Origin of the sequence: Pseudomonas sp. BIGb0381 (assembly GCF_024809815.1) — a bacterium.
Lineage (GTDB): Bacteria > Pseudomonadota > Gammaproteobacteria > Pseudomonadales > Pseudomonadaceae > Aquipseudomonas.
Genome location: NZ_JANUEN010000004.1, coordinates 198,370 through 219,275 on the forward strand (window position 1 = coordinate 198,370; position 20,906 = coordinate 219,275).

A 20,906-nucleotide genomic window follows, 5' to 3' on the forward strand; every position below is an offset into this window, starting at 1 on the left:
ACAATGAAGTCGCCTCTACGCTTTGCCCTTAACCGTATGGTCGCGCCCAACCTGTCCCTGCCGGATTTCATCCAACTGGCCGTGGCCTTGAAATGCGATGCCATCGAGATTCGCAACGACCTCAAGGATCGTCAGATCGAATACGGCACCCCGGCCAGCCGCGTGCGTGAATTGTGCGCCGCCCAGGGCATCACGGTGCTGTCGATCAACGCGCTGTACCCCTTCGATGTGTGGAACGACGAGCGCCGCGCCCAGGCGATAGCGCTCGCCACCTATGCCCGCGAATGCGGTGCGCAAGGCTTGGTGATGTGCCCGTTCAATGAACCCGGCGACACCCGCAACGAAGCCCAGCGCGCCGCCGGTTTGCGCACCGCGTTGAGCGAGCTGGCGCCGATCCTGCGCGAGTACGGGATTCTCGGGTTTATCGAGCCCCTGGGCTTCGAAGAGTGCGCCATGCGCCGCAAGCGCGTCGCGGTGAACGCGATCCAGTCCATCGGCGGCCTGGATGTATTCCGCCTGGTGCACGACACCTTCCATCACCACCTGGCCAGCGAGCATGAGTTCTTCCCGGAACTGACCGGGCTGGTGCATATCTCCGGCGTGGAAGATGTCCAGGCGCCGCTCAATTCGATCCGCGACGGCCACCGTGTGCTGGTGGGCGAGGGCGATATCCTCGGCAATGCCGCTCAGATCGACACCTTGCTCAGCAGCGGTTACAGCGGCTACCTGTCGTTCGAACCGTTTGCGACAAGCGTGCACGAGCTGGCGGATATCCAGCAGGCCTTGGGGGCAAGCATCGCCCACCTGCAGAAACGATAAGGGGCGCGACATGACCACTACCCGATTGACCATGGCCCAGGCCCTGGTGAAGTTTTTGGATAACCAGTACATCGAAGTCGATGGCGTGCAGAGCAAGTTCGTCGCCGGCGTGTTCACCATTTTCGGCCACGGCAATGTGCTGGGTCTGGGCCAGGCCCTGGAACAGGACAGCGGCGACCTCGTGGTGCATCAGGGCCGTAACGAGCAGGGCATGGCCCATGCCGCCATCGGTTTTGCCAAGCAGCACCTGCGCCGCAAGATCTACGCCTGCACCGCCTCCGTCGGCCCAGGTGCTGCGAATATGCTCACCGCGGCGGCGACCGCCACCGCCAACCGTATCCCGTTGCTGTTGCTGCCCGGCGATGTCTACGCCAGCCGCCAGCCCGACCCTGTGCTGCAACAGATCGAGCAGTTCCACGACCTGAGCATCAGCACCAACGATGCCTTCCGTTCCGTGAGCAAATACTGGGACCGTATCAACCGCCCTGAGCAGCTGATGACGGCGGCGATTCACGCCATGCGCGTGCTCACCGACCCTGCCGAAACCGGCGCGGTGACTCTGGCGCTGCCACAGGATGTGCAGGGCGAGGCTTGGGATTACCCGGACTATTTCCTGCAAAAACGTGTGCACCGTATCGACCGCCGCCCGGCCACCGCCGCGATGATCGGCGATGCGTTGGCGGCTTTCCGAGGCAAGCGCAAACCGCTGATCATCTGCGGTGGTGGCGTGAAGTACTCCGGTGCGAATGCCGCGCTGCAAGCCTTTGCCGAGCGTTTTGATATTCCCTTTGCCGAAACCCAGGCAGGCAAGAGTGCCGTGGTCTCCAGCCATCCACTGAATGTGGGCGGCATCGGTGAAACCGGCTGCCTGGCCGCCAACCTGCTGGCGCCCGAGGCCGACCTGATCATTGGCATCGGTACCCGCTATACCGACTTCACTACCTCGTCGAAATCGCTGTTCAAGCATGCCGAGGTGAAGTTTCTCAACCTCAATATCAGCCCCTGCGATGCCTTGAAACTCGACGGCGTGCAGGTACTGGCCGACGCCAGGGTCGCCCTCGACGCGTTGGCCGATGCCCTCGGTGATTACCGTTCCGGCTGGGGCGAGCAGATCGCCGACGCCAAGGCGCAACTGGACGCCGAAGTGGACCGTGTCCATCAGGTCGAATACCACGGCGATGATTTTGTGCCGGAAGTCGACGACCACCTCGACCGCGCCGTGCTGCGTGAATTTATCGAACTGACCGGTTCGTGCCTGACCCAGAGCCGGGTGCTCGGCGTGCTCAACGAGCGCCTGGCCGACGACGCGATCATCGTCGCTGCGGCCGGCAGCCTGCCCGGCGACTTGCAGCGTGCCTGGCGCAGCAAGGGCGTCAACACCTACCACGTCGAGTACGGCTATTCGTGCATGGGCTATGAGATCAACGCCGCCCTCGGCGTGAAGCTCGCCGAGCCGACCAAGGAGGTCTATGCCCTGGTTGGCGATGGTTCCTACATGATGCTGCACTCGGAGCTGGCCACCTCGATCCAGGAGCGCCGCAAGATCAACGTGGTGCTGCTCGACAACATGGCCTTCGGCTGCATCAACAATTTGCAGATCGGCAATGGCATGGACAGCTTCGGCACCGAGTTCCGTTACCGCAACCCCGAGAGCGGCAAGCTCGACGGTGGCCTGGTGCCGGTGGATTTCGCCATGAGCGCCGCGGCTTACGGCTGCAAGACCTACAAGGTCAGCAGCGTGGAACAGCTGGAAGCGGCCCTGGCCGATGCGCGCACGCAAAGCGTCTCGACCCTGATCGACATCAAGGTCCTGCCCAAGACCATGGTCCACGGCTACCTGTCGTGGTGGCGGGTGGGGGTGGCGCAGGTGTCCACCAGCGAACGCACTAACGCCGCCGCGAAAAAACTCAATGAACACCTGGCCAAGGCCCGGCAGTACTAATAACAAGAGGAGCGTTTGTATGTCTTTGAAGCTTGGTGTAATCGGTACCGGCGCCATCGGCCGCGATCATATTCGTCGTTGCAGCCAGACCCTGCTCAACAGCCAGGTGGTGGCCGTAACCGACATCAACCTTGAGCAGGCCGCCAAGGTGGTCGCGGAGTTGAAGCTGGACGCCGAGGTGTACCCGGACGGCCATGCGCTGATCCACTCGCCGCAGGTCGAGGCGGTTCTGGTCACGTCCTGGGGCCCGAGCCACGAGGAATTCGTGCTCGCCGCCATCGCCGCCGGCAAACCGGTGTTCTGTGAGAAGCCTCTGGCGGTGACGGCCGAAGGCTGCCGCAAGATCGTCGACGCCGAAGTGGCCTACGGCAAGCGCCTGGTGCAAGTCGGCTTTATGCGCCCGTATGACGAAGGTTATCGCGCCCTCAAGGCGGTGATCGACAGCGGCCAGATCGGCGAGCCGTTGATGCTGCACTGCGCGCACCGCAACCCGACGGTAGGCGAGAACTACAAGACCGACATGGCGATCACCGACACCCTAATCCACGAGCTGGATGTCCTGCGCTGGCTGCTCAACGACGACTACGTGTCGGTGCAGGTGGTGTTCCCGCGCAAGACCAGCAAGGCCCTGGCCCATCTGCGTGACCCGCAGATCGTGCTGCTGGAAACCGCCAAGGGCACCCGTATCGATGTGGAAGTGTTTGTGAACTGCCAGTACGGCTACGACATCCAGTGCGAAGTGGTGGGGGAGACCGGCATCGCCAAATTGCCGGAACCGTCCCAGGTGCAGTTGCGCAGTGGGGCCAAGCTGTCGAATGCGATCCTGATGGATTGGAAGGATCGGTTTATCGGCGCCTATGACGTGGAGTTGCAGGCTTTCATTGATAGCGTGCGCGCCGGGCAGGTCGGTGGGCCGTCGGCGTGGGATGGGTTTGCGGCGGCGGTGGCGGCGGATGCGTGTATTGAAGCGCAGGGCAGTGAGCAGATTGTGAAGGTGAGCTTGCCGGATCGTCCGCACTTCTACGGCTAAATCACTGAAGGAACTCTGTTAAAAAATGTGGGAGGGGGCTTGCCCCCGATGGCAGTGTGTCAGTCAACCAGTTGTTATCTGACCCACCGCTATCGGGGGCAAGCCCCCTCCCACAGTTGATTGGTTTCCAATTCAATTCAGGAGTTGATCATGCGAATCGGACTTGTCGGCTATGGCCACGGAGGGCGCTTCTTTCATGCGCCGCTGATTGCAACCCTGCCCGGCGCAACGTTTGTCGGTGTCGTCACCCGATCACCCGAGCGTCGCCAGCAACTGGCAACCGACCACCCCGGCGTCCAGGCCTTTGACAGCATCGGCCAGATCGTCGAAGCCGGTGTCGATGCCCTGGTCATTTCCACCACCCTCAAGGGCCGCCCGGCGCTGGTGCTGGAAGCCATCGAACACGGTGTGGCGGTGGTGAGCGACAAACCCTTTGCCGCCAACGCCGAACAGGCCCAGGCGCTGATCACTGCCGCCGAGCGTCATGAGGTGTTACTCAGCGTCTACCAGAACCGGCGCTGGGACTCGGACTACCTGACCCTGCGCAAATTGATCGACGCCGGCGCCTTGGGTGAGATCACCCGCTTTGAATCCCGCGTCGAGCGCTACAGCCCGCAAGCCGTGGGCAATGCCAGCGGCGGCGGCTGGTTGCGGGACCTGGGCAGCCACCTGGTGGACCAGGCGCTGCAGCTGTTCGGCCCGGTGGACCGGGTCTTTGCGCAGTTACAGTTCACCCCTGAATACCCGAACCTCGACCATGGCTTTTTCGTCTCCCTGACCCATGCCAACGGGGTGGTTTCCCATTTGTGGGGCAACGCCCTGCAGAACAGCCAGGCTCCGCGTTTTCGCGTCAGTGGCACCTTGGGTTGCTACACCGTGGACGGGCTGGATGGCCAGGAAGAAGCGCTGATGGCCGGCAAGTCGCCGAAAACCGAAGGCGAACACTGGGGCGCAGAAGAACATCGACGCTGGGGCTGGTTCGAACAGGGGCCGGAACGTGAGCGAGTGCCGTCGGAGAAGGGCTGCTGGACCCAGTTCTATCGCCAGTTGCAAGCGGCGGTGCAAGGGCAGGGCCCGTTGCCCGTGGATGCGTATGACGCGCTGGAAACCACCCGTATATTGGACGCTGCACGCCTCAGCGCCGAGCGCCAGCAGGTGGTTTCAACAAAAATAGAATAAAATTCTAAAACAGGTTGATATGGAAATTATTTTCCAATAAAGTCTTTTCCAGGTTGCATAAAGTACGTTCGGACTCGATTCGGGCGACTCAACAAAAACAAGATCAAAAACAACCAGGTACCGTCAGATGAAAATCTTCAACGCTGTACTGCGAGTTTTACGCCCTGCCCACACGCCCCGCGGCCTGCCGCGCGCCCGGCCGTTCTACTTCTCCTTCCTTAATATGCTGTGCGTCGAAAACCAAGGCGCGCTGGTCTGCTGCATTCCAGGCGCACCGGTCGTACGACTGCCCGCCGAGCTCTGATAAACGCAACGTCCAAAAAACCAACAAGAAAGTGGAGACAGACCGTTCATGAAGACCCCGATCCGTTTTACCGCGCTGGCTTTATCCATGATGCTGGCCAGCGGTTTTGCCAGCGCTGCCGACATCAAGGTCGGCGTGAGCATGTCCGCGTTCGATGACACCTTCCTCACTTACCTGCGCGAAGACATGGACAAGCAGGCCAAGTCCTATCCCAAGGGCGACGGCGTGCAGCTGCAGTTCGAAGACGCCCGCGCCGATGTGGTCAAGCAACTGAGCCAGGTCGAGAACTTTATCAGCCAGAACGTCGACGCCATCATCGTCAACCCGGTCGACACTGCTTCCACCAAGAACATCATCAATGCCGCGACCAAGGCGGGCATCCCGCTGGTGTTCGTCAACCGCCGTCCCGACCAGAAGGACTTGCCCAAGGACGTAGTGGCCGTGACCTCCGATGACGTCGAGGCCGGCAAACTGCAAATGCAGTACATCGCTGAGAAACTCGGCGGCAAGGGCAAGATCGTGATCCTGCTGGGCGACCTGGCGAACAACTCCACCACCAACCGCACCAAGGGCGTGAAGGAAGTGTTGGCCAAGTACCCGGACATCAAGATCGAACAGGAACAGACCGGTATCTGGCTGCGGGACAAGGGCATGACCCTGGTTAACGATTGGCTGACCCAAGGCCGCGAGTTCAATGCGGTGTTGGCCAACAACGATGAGATGGCGATCGGCGCGTCCATGGCACTGAAATCGGCCGGCAAGGAAAAGGGTAGTGTGCTGATCGCGGGGGTCGACGGTACGCCGGATGGCTTGAATGCGATCACCAAGGGTGACATGGCCGCCTCCGCGTTCCAGGATGCCAAGGGCCAGGCAGTGGGCTCGGTGGAAGCGGCGCGCAAGATGGCCAGGAACGAGCCGGTCGAGCAGAACGTGATCATCCCGTTCCAGCTGATCACCCCGGAAAACGTCGCCAAGTTCAAGTAGCCCTGACATAACAACAATGAACCGGCAGGGCGGTCGTGCACGCCCTGCTGATGGAGTATCGTTTATGCTCGCTCAAGCCGCTGTCTCGCAGACTCCCGGTATCCAGCCGTTGCCGCTGGACGAACCTTACCTGTTGGAAATCGTCAACATCAGCAAAGGCTTTCCCGGCGTCGTGGCCCTGGCCGATGTACAACTGCGTGTGCGCCCCGGCACGGTGCTGGCACTGATGGGCGAGAACGGTGCGGGCAAGTCGACCTTGATGAAAATCATCGCCGGCATCTACCAGCCCGACGCCGGTGAAATCCGCCTGCGCGGCAAGCCCATCGTGTTTGACACGCCGCTCGCGGCGCAGAAGGCCGGGATCGCGATGATCCACCAGGAACTCAACCTGATGCCGCACATGAGCATCGCCGAGAATATCTGGATCGGCCGTGAGCAGCTCAACAGCCTGCACATGGTCAACCACCGCGAAATGCACCGCTGCACCGCCGAGTTGCTGGCGCGCCTGCGCATCAACCTGGACCCCGAGGAACACGTGGGCAACCTGAGCATCGCCGAACGGCAGATGGTCGAGATTGCCAAGGCCGTGTCCTACGACTCCGACATCCTGATCATGGATGAACCGACTTCGGCCATTACCGACAAGGAAGTGGCCCACCTGTTTTCGATCATTGCCGACCTCAAGGCCCAGGGCAAAGGCATCGTCTACATCACGCACAAAATGAACGAAGTGTTCGCCATTGCCGATGAAGTGGCGGTGTTCCGCGACGGCCAGTACATCGGCCTGCAACGCGCCGACAGCATGAACAGCGACAGCCTGATCTCGATGATGGTGGGGCGTGAGCTGAGCCAGTTGTTCCCGGTGCGCGAGACGCCCATCGGCGAACTGCTGCTGTCGGTGCGCGACCTGCGCCTGGACGGGGTGTTCCAGGGCGTGTCGTTCGACCTGCATGCCGGTGAGATCCTCGGCATCGCCGGCTTGATGGGCTCGGGGCGCACCAATGTGGCGGAAACCATTTTCGGCATCACCCCCAGCAGCGGTGGGCAGATCACCCTGGATGGCGAGGCGGTGCGCATCAGCGACCCGCACATGGCCATCGAAAAAGGCTTTGCGCTGTTGACCGAGGACCGCAAGCTCAGTGGCCTGTTCCCCTGCCTGTCGGTGCTGGAAAACATGGAAATGGCTGTGCTGCCGCACTATTCGGGCAACGGTTTTATCCAGCAGAAAGCCCTGCGCGCCCTGTGCGAGGACATGTGCAAGAAGCTGCGGGTGAAGACGCCGTCCCTGGAGCAGTGCATCGACACCTTGTCCGGCGGCAACCAGCAGAAAGCCTTGCTGGCGCGCTGGCTGATGACCAACCCACGCTTGCTGATCCTCGATGAGCCGACTCGGGGTATCGACGTGGGGGCCAAGGCCGAGATCTATCGCTTGATCTCCTTCCTCGCCGGCGAAGGCATGGCGGTGATCATGATTTCCTCCGAGCTGCCTGAAGTGCTGGGCATGAGCGACCGGGTGATGGTGATGCACGAAGGCGAACTGATGGGCACCTTGGACCGTGCGGATGCGACCCAGGAAAAAGTCATGCAGTTGGCCTCCGGTATGACCGCGGTCCACTGACGAACAGCCGCGCGGGCCTGCGGTTGGTCCGTGCCATAGAATAAGAAGGTGATTGGCTATGAACGCAATAACAGACAACAAGCCTGCCACGGCACCGGTCAAGCATCGTCGGCGCTTGCCCACCGAGCTGAGCATCTTCCTGGTGCTGATCGGCATCGGCCTGGTGTTTGAGCTGTTTGGCTGGATCGTGCGGGACCAGAGCTTCCTGATGAACTCCCAGCGCCTGGTGCTGATGATCCTGCAAGTGTCGATCATCGGCCTGCTGGCGATCGGGGTGACCCAGGTGATCATCACCACGGGGATTGACCTGTCGTCGGGTTCGGTGTTGGCGCTGTCGGCGATGATCGCCGCCAGTTTGGCGCAAACCTCCGACTTTTCCCGAGCGGTGTTTCCTTCGCTGACGGACTTGCCGGTGTGGATTCCGGTGGCGATGGGGTTGGGTGTGGGGCTGCTGGCGGGGGCGATCAACGGCAGCATTATCGCCGTCACGGGTATTCCGCCGTTTATCGCCACCCTGGGCATGATGGTCTCGGCCCGTGGCCTGGCGCGCTACTACACCGAAGGCCAGCCGGTGAGCATGCTCTCGGATTCGTACACGGCTATCGGCCATGGCGCGATGCCGGTGATCATCTTCCTGGTGGTGGCGGTGATTTTCCATATCGCCCTGCGCTACACCAAATACGGCAAGTACACCTACGCCATCGGCGGCAATATGCAGGCGGCGCGGACGTCGGGGATCAACGTCAAGCGGCACCTGATTATCGTCTACAGCATTGCCGGCCTCCTGGCAGGTCTGGCAGGTGTGGTGGCCTCGGCACGCGCTGCCACCGGCCAGGCGGGCATGGGCATGTCGTATGAGCTGGATGCGATTGCCGCCGCGGTGATCGGCGGCACCAGCCTGGCGGGCGGGGTAGGGCGTATCACCGGCACTGTGATCGGCGCGCTGATCCTCGGGGTGATGGCCAGCGGGTTCACCTTTGTCGGCGTGGATGCGTATATCCAGGACATCATCAAGGGCCTGATCATCGTGGTGGCGGTGGTGATCGACCAATATCGCAACAAGCGCAAGCTTAAACGCTGACGCAGTACAAAATGTGGGAGGGGGCAAGTCGAATCGTCGCACCGCCCCTCCCACATTTAATCATCAACAGCCTGTTTCAACCGTTTGTCTTCTATATAGCTCCACAACACTGAATTTCTTGCTATAAACGCACTCCGATGACCATTCGCCAAGCCCGTCCTGGTGCCTTTGGGGGTTATATCGGTAAAAATGCCTGTCATTTCAGTTGCTGTGCCCTCAAGTCGGCCTTAGACTGCCGCCCCTCGTAAATTGAGTGCCGGGTGGCGCTTGGAATGGATGGCGCCTTTCCGAGACCTGCAGAGGTCGACCGGAACGCTCCCTTATTCGCCTTAATGCACGTATTTTTTATAGAGAAATCAATGACAAAGGAAAAGTTGCTGGCCATGCCGGCGGATGACTACATGAATGCCGAACAGCACGCTTTTTTCGAGAAGTTGCTGCAAGACATGAAGGTGGAGCACCACGAGCGCATTGAGCAGAACCGCATCGCCATTGAAAGCCTGGACACCCCGGCCGACCCGGCCGACGCCGCTTCCGTTGAAGAAGAGCGCACCTGGCTGGTCAACGCCATCGACCGCGATCAGCGCATGCTGCCGCAGCTTGAGCGTGCACTGGAACGCATCAAGGAAGACTCCTTCGGCTGGTGCGATGACAGCGGTGAACCTATTGGCCTCAAGCGCCTGCTGATCAGTCCTACCACCAAATACTGCATCGAAGCGCAAGAGCGTCACGAGCAGATCGACAAGCACCAGCGCCAAGCCTGATGCGCTGAAGCTGGGGGATCGCCTGCGCGGTCCCCCGGAGAAAGACCGTTACGCCCTCGTCTATTGATCTGCTGCAAGCTACCCCACTAAAGGCCCATGGATAATGGCTCGATAGTGGCGTTTAATGCAGGGACAATAATGACAAGCGGTGGGGTGACGAAGATGGCTGGAGACGGATCTCTGATGGGCGCAGCAGTGCTACCGCAACCGGTGGTGCGTGGGTTGCCCGGCTGGTTGATGCCGCTCTTGCAGAGCGCCGCAATGGTGCTGGTACTGCTGGGCCTGGGGTTTGCCAGCCTGCCGATATATCTCTGCCTGCCCATAGCCTTGCTGGTGATCTGGCTGCCAAGCCTTATGAACCGCACATCCCGCACGGCACCGCCCGACACTACCGATGCTATTGGCGAGCTGACCCGTGATCTGTCCTATACCACCAGCCATAACGCACTTTCCGCTGCCGGCGTAGCCTACTCGGTCAAGCAACTGGCGGCTCGTGTGCAATCGCAATTGGGCGCGGCCAAGCAGATCGTCAGCAGTGCCGAGGTGATGATCAGTACCGAAAAGGTCACCTCTCGACTCAGTCGCGAGGCCCTGCAGGCGGCCAGCCAGGCCCATCAACGCAGCACTGAAGGCCGTGAAGTGCTGGCCCAGTCGATCATTCGTATGCATCAACTCAGCCAGCGCGCCAATGCCAGTCGAGAGTTGATTGAAGCCCTGAGCCAACGCAGTGAAGAAATCCAGCGGGTGACCTTGGTGATTCAGTCCATCGCCAGCCAGACCAACCTGCTGGCGCTCAACGCCGCGATTGAAGCGGCGCGGGCCGGTGAACACGGTCGCGGGTTCGCCGTGGTGGCGGATGAAGTGCGTGGGCTGGCGGGCCGCACTGCCACGGCCACCGATGAAGTCGGGGTGATGGTGGCGGATATCCAGCAACGCACTGCCCAGGTGGTTGAGCAGATTCGCCAGCTCTCGGCAGACTTGCACACCGGTGTCGAGCAGGTGGAGCACGCCGGCGAGCACCTGGAGAACATTGCCGGCCTGGCGGCGGGTGTGGAAGGCCAGGTCAATGAAATCGCCCAGGGCACCGACGACAACCGCGTTCAACTCGACAGCCTCTTCCACGCCGTGGAGCAAATGCGCAGCGACCTTATCGTCAGTGACCAGCAAACCCGCCAGTTGGCCGAGGCCGCTGTGCAGATGGAAGGGCAGGCCGAAACGATCAGTGAGCGCCTGGCGGAAGTCGGGCTGGATGACTATCACCAGCGCATCTACGACCTGGCGTGCGAAGGCGCGAGCCGGATTGCCGCGCAATTCGAAGCCGATGTACAGCAGAATCGCATCAGCCTGGATGATTTGTTCGACCGCAGCTACACCTTGATCCCCAACACCAGCCCGAGCAAGTACCACAGCCGGTTCGATGGCTACACCGATCAGGTGCTGCCGGCCATCCAGGAAGCGCTGTTGCCACGCCATGAAGGCTTGGTGTTTGCCATTGCCTGCACGCCCCAGGGGTATGTGCCGACGCACAACAAGGCGTTTTCCCAGGCGCTGACCGGTGATGCCCAGGTCGACGCGGTGCAGAACCGCACCAAGCGCAAGTTCGATGACCGCACCGGGATCCGCTGCGGCAGCCACCAGCAAGCGGTGTTATTGCAGACCTACACCCGCGATACCGGCGAGTTGATGCACGACTTGTCGGTGCCGATCATGGTCCGGGGGCGGCATTGGGGTGGCTTGCGCCTGGGGTATAAGCCGGAGGGGGCGAAGGCTGTGCGCTAGGGATTGTTGCTGTCTGTGCTTCGCCAGTCGGGAAGCAGCGGGGAAATACAGGCTGCCTGGCAAGCGCTATTGCGCCCGTTGCGGTCAGGCAGCCGGCATTGGGTGGATTACTGCGGTTGATGCAGGCGCTGGTTCAGCTCATCCACCGCCATGGCCCAATCGGCGTCTTCACGCAGTTCTTCCTTGAGGAACTGAGCCTGTTGCGGCGTCCAGAAGGGCGCGTCGATCAACTTCACGTCGTCACTCAGCGGGTGCGCGACGATGAAGGCATCGATCGCTTCGGGTGTTGAGTCCAGGCCCAGTTGTTCAAATAACGTTTCGAGTGTAGGTATTGGCGCATCCATGTCAGTCTCCGTGCGGGTTTCAGGATCGTTATGCATGGGAGGCTTGTGGCGCGGTAGAGTTCGATCGGATTGTCAGGAGGTCAGTGCCCCTGAATCCACTGCAGCCTTGAGTGCCTGCGCGGATTCTTTTCCGGCGCTGGCGGCGGTATCGAGGGTCTTGAACCAACGGTCTTTTTCGACCTGGTGCGTCGTGACGGTAGTCAACGGTGGCTTGGCGCGCATCACGATCACTGCTTGAAACTCACCGTCTACTTCCCTTGCGTCGCCATGGATGAAAAATTCGCCAATATCAAATTCCGTCACGTAAGCCTTCCCTTCGAGGTAACCAACTGCACTGATGAAACCTGGCCCGTGCGGGGGCAAATTCCAATGGACAGGCCAGTATGGCAGTTGTTGAAGGGCTGCGGCGCAGTAAAGTCATCCGGGTGACGAAACGATCCCGTCGTGCAGTGAGGCTTCCAGCCGCTTGGCCAGTTCACAGGCCTCGATGTGGTCGCTGCGAAAGCCTTTGATTCTGCCACTGGTAACTTCGCGGATATGGAAGAAGTTTCTTCCGGCGGGTACAACTTGGTAAAGAACGGTATTGGGGTACCCGTTGGGAGTGCGCAAGCAGTAGTATTGTCGTTCGTCCTGACATGATGAGCGAGTGCGGGAAGACGTAGCGTCGTATGGGCGTCGTTGCATTGTCAGCTCCTGTCGATCTTGTTGACCTACCAGCAGCGTTACAGGTGGTGTTGACCCGTGTTGCTGTTTTAGTATTGTCGTCGGCAGCCCGCACCTGGTTCCGCGCCGAGATGTTTTTGTTTGTATGAGCTGTCGGAAACTGCGTTTTTAATAGTGTTATTCTCTGAAGCGGGTCGACCGGTATTCTCTGGTTATTGAACCTGTGATCTCCTGCGATGCCTGATGTCCCTGCGCTAGGCCCATCGTGCATGCCCGTCCGGGGCTTTGGGCGCAGCAACGGGGTCTTCTTCAGTTTTTCAATGAATGTGTTGTGTGATCGTGCCGAGATGGCCGTTTCTTTGTGCTGCCCGCTCTGGCGGACAGTGCTTTTTTCTATATGGGGGCGTTTCCTTGGCAGTCAGTAATCTGGATATGCACGCGTTGTTCGTGCTGGGTGATTTGCGCGCAAAGTTGGTCAAGCAGTTTCAATCCCGTTTTGTTTACATCACTGAGCAGACGCCGGAAGGCATCTACATCGCCGAAATCGATACCGAAGCGGCCATGGTGGTGGATGACAAGCCCCGTCTGGAGCTCAAAGTGGGTGACCATTTCCGTGCTGCGGTATTGCCCAGTCGCGAAGGTGGCAAGTTCGAACTCAAGTTCCGCGATATCAAGTTGACGGTGTATGGCTTGGGCGACTACGCCTTTGTGTCTTCGACCGAGGGCCAGGGCATCGTCTTCAAGGAAGGCCACAGTGTGATGCTGGTGTTTGCCGCCAATGAACAACTGCAGGAAGGCTTGACCAAAACCCTCAAGGCCGTGACCGGCAAGGCCGCCAAATGGCGCAAGGGTGAGCTGGTGACGTTCAAGGCCAGTGAATAATCGGTAAATACTGCGAACATCTCCTATCTCCCGGAACCTCTACTACAGTTGAGTTGACTTAACTATTCAGAGGCTTCGCGCATAGACAGCAAAGCCGTTCGTTGTTTGCTGCGACATCGCGAGGTGCAAGGGCATGAAAGGATTGAGAACGCTGTTGGCTGCATCGCTGACGACCCTGAGTTTATCCGTGACTTCGCTGCCAGCTTCGGCCGCGCAGGCGCCGGTGCACTTTGCCGATCTGAACTGGGAAAGCGGCAGCCTGATCACCGAAATACTGCGGGTCATCGTCGAGAAGGGCTACGACTTGCCCACCGACACCTTGCCCGGTACCACCATCACCCTGGAAACCGCCCTGGCCAAGAACGACATCCAGGTCATTGGTGAAGAGTGGGCCGGCCGCAGCCCGGTGTGGGTCAAGGCCGAGGCCGAAGGCAAGGTGGTGGGCCTGGGCGATACGGTCAAAGGCGCCACCGAGGGTTGGTGGGTGCCGGAGTATGTGGTCAAGGGCGACCCGGCCAAAGGTATCAAACCCCTGGCGCCGGACCTCAAGAGCGTGAAGGACCTGGCGCGTTACAAGGACGTGTTCAAGGACCCGGAATCCCCAGGCAAGGGGCGTTTCCTCAACAGCCCCATCGGCTGGACCTCGGAAGTGGTCAACAAACAGAAGCTCAAGGCCTACGGCCTGGATGACAGCTACGTGAACTTCCGCAGCGGTTCGGGAGCTGCACTGGATGCCGAAATCGCCTCGTCGATCCGTCGCGGCAAACCGGTGTTGTTCTACTACTGGTCACCGACGCCGTTGATGGGACGCTACAAGTTGATCCAGCTGGAAGAACCACCGTTCGATGCCGAGGCCTGGAAGACTCTGACGGATGCGGATAACCCTGATCCGAAGCCAACGCGGTCGTTGGCATCCAAGCTGAGTATTGGCGTGTCCACGCCGTTCCAGAAGGAGTATCCGCAGATTGCCAAGTTTTTCGAGAAGGTTGAGTTGCCGATTGAGCCGCTGAATAAAGCCTTGGCGACCATGAGCGAGAACCACACCGCGCCTCGGGAGATGGCCCAGGCGTTTCTCAAGGAACATCCAGAGGTGTGGAAGGCGTGGTTGACCGAGGATGTGGCGCAGAAGGTTGAGGCGAGCTTGAAGTAAGCACGAAGCTTACTTACCGAGCGGAGATCCAGAAATGTGGGAGGGGCGGTGCTCCTTCCACATTTTTTTTGCATTGCCGCTTTAGCATCTGGTTTGCACCGCCAGCTCAAGCGAACCCTCTGCCCGTGGCCGATACCGCAGGCGAACACATTGAACAGGACGCAGCAATAGAGCATCCAGGCAATGAGCGAGCGGTCGGCACGGGCGAGTTTTATGGGGCGGCACTTTACTATCAGCCGCCGACGAAATACCTGCAAAAAATCTCAGGGCGACTATCCTGTTTCGCACCTTTCAGGGAGAACCCGCCATGAGTTTTGTCATCGCACGATGGATCGTCGGCGTTTTTACTTGCATCAGCATGGTGCACCTGTATTGGGCTGCCGGCGGCAAACTCGGCAGCCTCGCCGCCATCCCCCAACTGCCCGGCGAATTCGCCAGCGGGCCTCGCCCTGCGTTCAAGCCCTCGGCGCTGGGTACCTTTCTGGTGGCGATGGGCTTGGTAGGCATTGCGCTGCTGGTGTGCCTGCGGGCCGGGCTGTACTTTTCGGCGGTATCCCATGCGGCGTTGCAATGGGGCATCAGCGCGATTGCCCTGCTGATGTTTGCCAGGGCGATTGGGGATTCGGAGTTGGTGGGGTTTTTCAAGAAGGTCGGCGGGTCACGGTTTGCGCGGCTGGATACGTGGTTTTATTCGCCGTTGTGTTTGGTGTTGGGGGTGGGGCTGTTGGTGGTGGCGTGGGGGTGAGGGGGTTACGTCCTGATCAAATAGTATTGAGTCGGGATGCAAGAAAAGAAAGTTGGCTTCACGCAACGCTCAGTAAAGTAGATAGGCATAACACTTCCCTATGTTTTCGGTCACTCGGCCAATAGTTCGAATGATTCAACTTTTCCGATATATTAGTTGTCGGAAAAATCTAATGTTAGTTGCATATAATGATTTTTGCCTTCTTAAATATAATAAGGGCGGTAGCTGATAAAAAATTAATGATCTCCCTCGTCACCAAAGAACAGATGCGTGCGCAGAATGCCGAGAGCCTCAACCAGACCTGCGCTACAGCGCCGCAGTCCTCCCGGAAACCCGCGGCGCCACGGCTTCGCGTCTCGACCAATTGACCATCAAGGCGTGTATTCCTAACGGGTGGCGGGGCTTTTCGACGATGCCGATGGCCAGGTCGAACACACCGAAACCCGTCGCCAGTCGTTGTCCAGCGCGTTCACCTGGCGGCCGACGAAGGCACCTCGCTGACCTTGCTCGGGCATTTCCAGAAGGACCCCAAGGGCGCGTTCTACGGTTCGGTGCCGGCCGCTGCCAGAGCCAGGACGGCGAAGTGCAATCCCGTGGTTTTGAGCTGGAAAGCAAGGCCAGTCTCAACGACAACACGGCGGCCTATGCTTACCTGGATAACCGCATCAGCAAGTCGAATGACACCGTGCGTTATGCGCCCATCAACGATATCGGCGTAGACCCGGCCATTAACGCTGAGGGCATCACCACCTACGCGGTACCGCGCCACACTGCTTCAGCGCGACCTACCAGTGGTGATGGCACGCCGATAAGGCAATTTAATGGCCCCTTTGTAACAAAATTCTCGCCAGAATCGCTTTTATTTTCAGGTGGTTAGGTGGGAAAGCAAATGCGCACTGTTGGAATCATGCTGATCGCCTGCTCCCTGGCCGGCGGCGCGGCTGCCGTGCAGGCACGGGAGCTGCGCGAGGGTGACAAGTACATGTGCAGTTGGGGCGCCGGCACGGCCGCCAGGGCCCAAGAGCTCAAGCTGTCGGGGGTGTCGCTGTACGCTGCGCGGCAGAAGATCCAGACCATCAAGTTCAATAAATCCTGGATGCGCATGATGGCCATGGGCATCACCGAGCAGACATATGACAGTCGTTCACGGCTCAAGCCCGAAGCGATTCGCCAGAGTTTCTACCAGGATTGCGTGCGTTACAAAGTGGCACGCAAGTAAAACCCTACTCGCCGGCGCCGGCTTACAAATCCACGACAAACGCGTGTTTCCATTTGCATACAATTGCGCTCCTGATAGAGGAGGCTTGTATGCACACGGTTATTCGCCTTGCGACGCTGGACGATATCGACGCGTTGTTTGCCATCCGCACTTCGGTGGTGCAAAACCATTTGAGTGTCGCGCAGATGGCGGACCTGGGCATTACGCCCCAGATGCTGGCCGACAGCATCCGTGAAGCACCCTGCGCGTGGGTCGCCGAAGTGGACGGTGTGCGTGCAGCCTTTGCCATGGTCGATCTGGCCGAGGGCGAGGTATTTGCGATGTTCGTATTGCCCTCTCATGAAAATCTGGGCCTGGGCCGGAAGCTGATGGCGGTGGCAGAGGCCGCATTGTTTGAACACCACGACACGCTGTTTCTGATCACAGACGGGCGCGACGAAATCCGCGCCAACGGGTTCTACCGGCGCTTGGGCTGGTCGGTGGTGGAGCGGGTCGAGGCTGACGACGTTCGCTATCAGAAGAGCAGGGGAGGGTAAGCCGATGAGCCCGGCAGGACACCCATCGCCCGCCAGCTTGCGCTTCCTCGCGGTCGGCGTGCTGCTCGTCGCGGTGGTGCTGGGGGGCTATTTCGTGCAACTCAACGCCAAGGCGGATCGCCAGCGCGAAGAAGCGGCCGAGCGTTTGGCACTTTGCCAGCAGATTGAGCGAGTCGCCAGTGTGGCCACATCCGGTGGCCTCGAACTTCGCGATACCTGCAAGCAATTGAGAGCGAACGGGTCGAAGAGTGTCATGCCGCCTTAACTAATAACCCTTTTTTATAAGTGGAAATATCGACGGTAGTTGCACCAAAAAGTGGCACTCATATACGTCACTACCTTAAAAAACATGTGGTTATTGAAGGACTTACACCGCTTTTAATCCGACGAAAGGATATAAAATTTTCTTGTTACAGCTTTTTACACTCGTTACTATAGCCGGGCGTTCACCTCCCACGGTTTATGCATTTTTAAATCCCAAGTTTCCATCAGCTACTTGGGATTTTTTTTGCCTGGGATTTAACCCCCGGCGTCAAACTTCACCTTCTGCATACTCCGCACGCATCCGCCCATTGCGTTTGGCCTGGTAAAGCAGCTTGTCGACGTCTTCGACAAAACCCAGCATCGAGCTGTCGGGTTTGACGATGTGCGTACCCACGCCCAGGCTCAGAGTCAGCAGGTTCGATACCGCTGAACAGCCATGTTCGATCTGTTGCTGGCAGATCAGGTGCAGGCAGCGCTGTGCCACCTGTCTGGCCGACGCCGCATCGGTTTCCGGCAGCAACCACACAAACTCCTCACCACCGATACGTGCGATGAAGTCCCGGGGCCGGTTGGCGGCCAGTGACAGGGTACGCGCGACCTGGCGCAGGCACTCGTCGCCCTTGATGTGGCCATAGTGGTCGTTGTACTGCTTGAAAAAATCGATATCCAGGATGATCAACGACAGCGGCAACTGGCTCCGCTGGGCGCTGGCCCATTCGCGCTCGAGCATGGTGTCGAACATGCGCCGGTTGGCGATGCCGGTGAGGCCGTCCTGATAGGAGTATTCCTCGAGTTGCTTTTGCAGGCGCACCAGGTGTTCTTCGGTCTTCTTGCGTTCACTGATGTCGAACATAAAGCCAATCAGCGCCTCGACTTCGCCGTCCTTGCGCACCACGTGCACCACGTCGCGAATCCAGACATAGTCGCCGTTCACCGTCAGCGCCCGGTAATCCGCCTCATGGTCCACCCCGGCACGGGATTGCGATACGCAGAAATTCACCACGTATTCGCGGTCGTCCGGGTGCATGCGCGAGACCCAGTCGTCAACGCTGACCCAGCTTTGCGGGGTCCAGCCCAGCAGCGCTTCGATCTGCGGGCCGATATAGCTGAAGGTCATGCTCTGCCAGTCGATGCGCCAGGGTATGGCCTTGGTCGACTCCAGCAGTGTCCGGTATACATCGCTGTCGGGCTGGCTCGGAGGGGCAATGCTCATGGTGGACGGCTCGAATGATGGCTAAGTGCCCAGAGCGTCGTGTGATCGACGGTGGGAGTCAAGCGCTTGCCGAGGCAGCAGACGAGAGGTCGAGGGGCGGGCATTGTGGCGGCCCGCTAGCTATTGACAGCATGGCTTGGTGTATCCAGTGCGCCGTAGTAACGCCAGCAGCAATGACGGTGCTCCGGCACGATCACGCAGCCGCTGAGGCAGACGATCAGCAAAGCGGCAACCAGCAGGGTAAGTCGACGGTACATGGTGTTTCCTCTTGGATTGACCTGGGTTAATCCTTCAACGTTGCGGCCTGCCTGAATCCGTCGCGAAGCTTTCAGATATTTCATCAAGCCCCGTCATCCTCTGGGCAATACTGCCTTCGAACACTGCCCGAAAATAAATCTGCGCAGCCCGCGACGGATTTTTTGCGCACGCGTCGTTCAACCCATCAGCAACCTGCACTTTCGCGTGTTGCATGAAGGAGTTGCCATGAGACCCCTGGCCACATTGCGTTTTGCCTTGCTTGCTCCGCTGGCCCTCGCCGCGTTTGTCAGCACCCCGACTTTTGCCCAGACCGAAATCATCATCCAGCAGGCGCCGCCGCCGCAGCGCGTGGAAATGATCCCGGCCCAGCGCCCCGGTTATGCCTGGGATCCTGGCCACTGGCGTTGGGAAGGGCGCGCTTATGGCTGGGTGCCGGGCCACTGGCAGCCCGTGATGCGTCACGCGCGCTGGGAGCCGGGTCACTGGGAAGCCCATGGCCCGAACTGGTACTGGCGCGAAGGGCATTGGATCCGCTGAACCCTGACCCTTGGCCCTGAGAACCGCCCGATTGAAAGACCCTGATCCGGACGTCGAGCTGCTGGCGCGTATCGGCAATAACGAACCTGCCGCCGTCAACGAAATGGTGACGCGCAAACTCCCGCGTTTGCTGGCGCTCGCCGGTCGTCTCCTGGGAGACGCCGACGAGGCCAAGGACGTGGCCCAGGAAAGCTTCCTGCGCATCTGGCGCCAGGCCGCCCACTGGCGCAGTGGCGAGGCGCGTTTCGACACCTGGCTGCACCGGGTCGCGCTGAACCTGTGCCACGACCGCTTGCGGCGGCGCAAGGAGCGCCCGTTAAGCGACGCGCAGGCGCTGGAAGTGGCAGACAGCTCGCCATCGCCTGAAGAGCAGCTGGAGACCCAGGACCGCAGTGCACGCATGGCCGCCGCATTGGCGGCCTTGCCCGAACGCCAGCGCGAAGCCATCGTGTTGCAGTACTACCAGGAGCTGTCGAACATCGACGCCGCGGCCCTGATGAATATCAGCGTCGAGGCACTGGAGAGCCTGCTGTCGCGGGCCAGACGCCAGTTGCGCAGCCAACTTGCCGACACACCCGGGCTTGCCCGCCCAGGAAGGGGAAAATCATGACACCCGAACGCTTTGTTTATCTGGCCGACGTCTATGGGGCGGACCTGCGTCGCTGGCCCGAGGCTGAACGGGTAACGGCCCAGGCATTGCTCCGCAGTGGCAATGTGAACGCGCGTAAAGCCTTGCAGCAGGCACGTTGGCTCGACAGCCAGTTGGACAGCCATCAACTTGCATTCCCCGACCCGGCGCTGGTCCGGCAGATACGCCAATCCGCCCCACGCTCATTCTGGTCACGCTATGCCAACTGGTTATCGCCCGCTGGCCTTGTCGGCGTGGGCATTGCCGGCATCGTCACCGGGATGCTGGTGGCGTCCATGAGCGTGCCGCTGCCGATGTTGTCTTCCGAAGTGCTGCCCAGCGTCTTCGATCAAGGCGACGCGGAAGTCGTCTTCAGCGTCAACGCCGAGGAAACCGAACAATGACCGCCAGATCCCTCAAGCCGTGGTTGCTCGTTTCGGTACTGCTCAACGTGTTTTTGATCGGCGGCGTCGGTGGTGGCCTCTACCATTGGATGGCCAACACCCCGCCCGCCGAAGTGGTGGTCAACCCGCACGGCCTGCGTCAGGCGATGGTCAAGTTGCCACCGGAGCGACGCAGGGAGCTGCGCCAACTGCTGCGTCACAATCGCGACGACAGCCAGCCGCTGATCATGGCCGGGCGTGAAGCGCGGTTGGGGGTGATCAAGCAATTGGAAGCGCCGAGCCTGGACCGTGAAGCACTGGTTGCAGAGCTGGCCAAGGCACGGGAGGCCGATATGGCCCTTCGGGCGCTGGTGGACAGCACCCTGGCGCAGTTCGCCAATACCTTGCCCCAGGATGAACGGCAGAAGCTGGTAGAGGCCTTGTACATGCGCGGGCAGGCAAAGTCGGCAGGCAACAAACCTCGGTCGTGAGCTGCGAGACCTGAAGTCGTTCGGTTAAGGACGAGCACTGTCCCCGTGGCGAGGGAGCTTGCTCCCGTTGGGGTGCGAAGCGCCCCCAGCGCC

25 protein-coding genes and 2 pseudogenes are annotated in these 20,906 nt (G+C 60.1%); 22 read left to right on the top strand and 5 right to left on the bottom strand.

What is annotated here, in order from left to right; genetic code table 11:
• Positions 1-3 precede the first annotated feature (3 nt).
• The 10 genes from M2397_RS14240 (at position 4) to M2397_RS14285 (ending at position 11,500) form a co-directional block, all read left to right on the top strand.
• Positions 4-819 (top strand): TIM barrel protein, encoded by an 816-nt coding sequence (locus M2397_RS14240; protein ID WP_167655446.1) that lies wholly within the window; start codon positions 4-6, stop codon positions 817-819.
• A 10-nt stretch (positions 820-829) separates the two neighbouring features.
• Positions 830-2,761 carry a 3D-(3,5/4)-trihydroxycyclohexane-1,2-dione acylhydrolase (decyclizing) gene (gene iolD, locus M2397_RS14245; RefSeq protein WP_145337259.1) on the top strand — a complete coding sequence of 644 codons (1,932 nt, stop codon included), beginning with the start codon at positions 830-832 and terminating at the stop codon, positions 2,759-2,761.
• 19 nt (positions 2,762-2,780) lie between these two features.
• Positions 2,781-3,791: a Gfo/Idh/MocA family protein gene (locus M2397_RS14250; protein ID WP_184745867.1), complete on the top strand. Its 1,011-nt coding sequence runs from the start codon at positions 2,781-2,783 to the stop codon at positions 3,789-3,791.
• A 150-nt stretch (positions 3,792-3,941) separates the two neighbouring features.
• Positions 3,942-4,970 (top strand): Gfo/Idh/MocA family oxidoreductase, encoded by a 1,029-nt coding sequence (locus M2397_RS14255; protein ID WP_145337261.1) that lies wholly within the window; start codon positions 3,942-3,944, stop codon positions 4,968-4,970.
• Between the two features lie 127 nt (positions 4,971-5,097).
• A complete protein-coding gene (locus tag M2397_RS14260) occupies positions 5,098-5,274 on the top strand; it encodes a hypothetical protein (protein WP_167655448.1) in 177 nt (58 codons plus the stop codon).
• A gap of 48 nt (positions 5,275-5,322) precedes the next feature.
• Positions 5,323-6,258, top strand: a complete 936-nt coding sequence (locus M2397_RS14265; protein ID WP_131700623.1) for a sugar ABC transporter substrate-binding protein — start codon at positions 5,323-5,325, stop codon at positions 6,256-6,258.
• A gap of 64 nt (positions 6,259-6,322) precedes the next feature.
• Positions 6,323-7,876, top strand: coding sequence for a sugar ABC transporter ATP-binding protein (locus M2397_RS14270; protein WP_131700624.1), 1,554 nt, complete (start codon positions 6,323-6,325; stop codon positions 7,874-7,876).
• 58 nt (positions 7,877-7,934) lie between these two features.
• A complete protein-coding gene (locus M2397_RS14275; protein WP_024076018.1) occupies positions 7,935-8,957 on the top strand; it encodes an ABC transporter permease in 1,023 nt (340 codons plus the stop codon).
• A gap of 359 nt (positions 8,958-9,316) precedes the next feature.
• On the top strand, positions 9,317-9,721 hold the full coding sequence (locus M2397_RS14280) for a TraR/DksA C4-type zinc finger protein (RefSeq protein ID WP_003191666.1): 405 nt from the start codon (positions 9,317-9,319) through the stop codon (positions 9,719-9,721).
• Between the two features lie 546 nt (positions 9,722-10,267).
• Entirely contained in the window at positions 10,268-11,500 is a 1,233-nt protein-coding gene (locus M2397_RS14285; protein ID WP_405046436.1) for a methyl-accepting chemotaxis protein, read from the top strand.
• Positions 11,501-11,607: 107 nt separating this feature from the next.
• Here the strand turns inward: M2397_RS14285 and M2397_RS14290 are convergent, their stop codons facing one another.
• Both M2397_RS14290 and M2397_RS14295 read right to left on the bottom strand, forming a co-directional pair.
• A complete protein-coding gene (locus M2397_RS14290; protein ID WP_027606523.1) occupies positions 11,608-11,844 on the bottom strand; it encodes a DUF2789 domain-containing protein in 237 nt (78 codons plus the stop codon).
• A gap of 72 nt (positions 11,845-11,916) precedes the next feature.
• Entirely contained in the window at positions 11,917-12,147 is a 231-nt protein-coding gene (locus M2397_RS14295; protein ID WP_065927941.1) for a hypothetical protein, read from the bottom strand.
• Between the two features lie 792 nt (positions 12,148-12,939).
• Between M2397_RS14295 and M2397_RS14300 the strand changes: the two genes are divergently transcribed.
• Entirely contained in the window at positions 12,940-13,389 is a 450-nt protein-coding gene (locus M2397_RS14300) for a hypothetical protein (protein WP_177409513.1), read from the top strand.
• A 133-nt stretch (positions 13,390-13,522) separates the two neighbouring features.
• Positions 13,523-14,539: an ABC transporter substrate-binding protein gene (locus M2397_RS14305; protein WP_184745859.1), complete on the top strand. Its 1,017-nt coding sequence runs from the start codon at positions 13,523-13,525 to the stop codon at positions 14,537-14,539.
• Between the two features lie 113 nt (positions 14,540-14,652).
• Here the strand turns inward: M2397_RS14305 and M2397_RS14310 are convergent.
• Positions 14,653-14,754: pseudogene (locus M2397_RS14310) on the bottom strand (DUF2946 domain-containing protein); the annotation flags it as partial.
• A 92-nt stretch (positions 14,755-14,846) separates the two neighbouring features.
• Between M2397_RS14310 and M2397_RS14315 the strand changes: the two are divergent.
• The 6 genes and pseudogenes from M2397_RS14315 to M2397_RS14340 all read left to right on the top strand — a co-directional run bounded on the left by M2397_RS14315 (position 14,847) and on the right by M2397_RS14340 (position 17,304).
• A complete protein-coding gene (locus tag M2397_RS14315) occupies positions 14,847-15,284 on the top strand; it encodes a DUF3995 domain-containing protein (protein WP_131700628.1) in 438 nt (145 codons plus the stop codon).
• A 218-nt stretch (positions 15,285-15,502) separates the two neighbouring features.
• Positions 15,503-15,844: pseudogene (locus M2397_RS14320) on the top strand (TonB-dependent siderophore receptor); the annotation flags it as partial.
• A gap of 23 nt (positions 15,845-15,867) precedes the next feature.
• Positions 15,868-16,161, top strand: coding sequence for a hypothetical protein (locus M2397_RS14325; RefSeq protein WP_405046438.1), 294 nt, complete (start codon positions 15,868-15,870; stop codon positions 16,159-16,161).
• Positions 16,162-16,173: 12 nt separating this feature from the next.
• The gene (locus tag M2397_RS14330; protein WP_026136677.1) at positions 16,174-16,503 is read left to right on the top strand and encodes a hypothetical protein; all 330 of its coding nucleotides are present in this window, start codon (positions 16,174-16,176) and stop codon (positions 16,501-16,503) included.
• Positions 16,504-16,592: 89 nt separating this feature from the next.
• Positions 16,593-17,039 carry a GNAT family N-acetyltransferase gene (locus tag M2397_RS14335; protein ID WP_259243743.1) on the top strand — a complete coding sequence of 149 codons (447 nt, stop codon included), beginning with the start codon at positions 16,593-16,595 and terminating at the stop codon, positions 17,037-17,039.
• 4 nt (positions 17,040-17,043) lie between these two features.
• Positions 17,044-17,304: a hypothetical protein gene (locus tag M2397_RS14340; RefSeq protein ID WP_167655451.1), complete on the top strand. Its 261-nt coding sequence runs from the start codon at positions 17,044-17,046 to the stop codon at positions 17,302-17,304.
• 267 nt (positions 17,305-17,571) lie between these two features.
• Here M2397_RS14340 and M2397_RS14345 read toward each other — a convergent pair whose 3' ends face one another.
• A complete protein-coding gene (locus M2397_RS14345; protein ID WP_131700631.1) occupies positions 17,572-18,516 on the bottom strand; it encodes a sensor domain-containing diguanylate cyclase in 945 nt (314 codons plus the stop codon).
• Between the two features lie 116 nt (positions 18,517-18,632).
• Positions 18,633-18,773: a hypothetical protein gene (locus tag M2397_RS14350; protein ID WP_167655452.1), complete on the bottom strand. Its 141-nt coding sequence runs from the start codon at positions 18,771-18,773 to the stop codon at positions 18,633-18,635.
• 226 nt (positions 18,774-18,999) lie between these two features.
• Between M2397_RS14350 and M2397_RS14355 the strand changes: the two genes are divergently transcribed.
• The 4 genes from M2397_RS14355 to M2397_RS14370 are packed head-to-tail and all read left to right on the top strand — an operon-like array spanning position 19,000 to position 20,813.
• On the top strand, positions 19,000-19,311 hold the full coding sequence (locus M2397_RS14355; protein WP_184745855.1) for a YXWGXW repeat-containing protein: 312 nt from the start codon (positions 19,000-19,002) through the stop codon (positions 19,309-19,311).
• A 31-nt stretch (positions 19,312-19,342) separates the two neighbouring features.
• On the top strand, positions 19,343-19,921 hold the full coding sequence (locus tag M2397_RS14360) for an RNA polymerase sigma factor (protein WP_145337264.1): 579 nt from the start codon (positions 19,343-19,345) through the stop codon (positions 19,919-19,921).
• Positions 19,918-20,343 carry a hypothetical protein gene (locus tag M2397_RS14365; protein WP_131700634.1) on the top strand — a complete coding sequence of 142 codons (426 nt, stop codon included), beginning with the start codon at positions 19,918-19,920 and terminating at the stop codon, positions 20,341-20,343. Before M2397_RS14360 ends, M2397_RS14365 begins: the two co-directional genes overlap by 4 nt.
• Positions 20,340-20,813: a periplasmic heavy metal sensor gene (locus M2397_RS14370; protein ID WP_145337265.1), complete on the top strand. Its 474-nt coding sequence runs from the start codon at positions 20,340-20,342 to the stop codon at positions 20,811-20,813. Before M2397_RS14365 ends, M2397_RS14370 begins: the two co-directional genes overlap by 4 nt.
• The last annotated feature ends 93 nt before the right edge of the window (positions 20,814-20,906 follow it).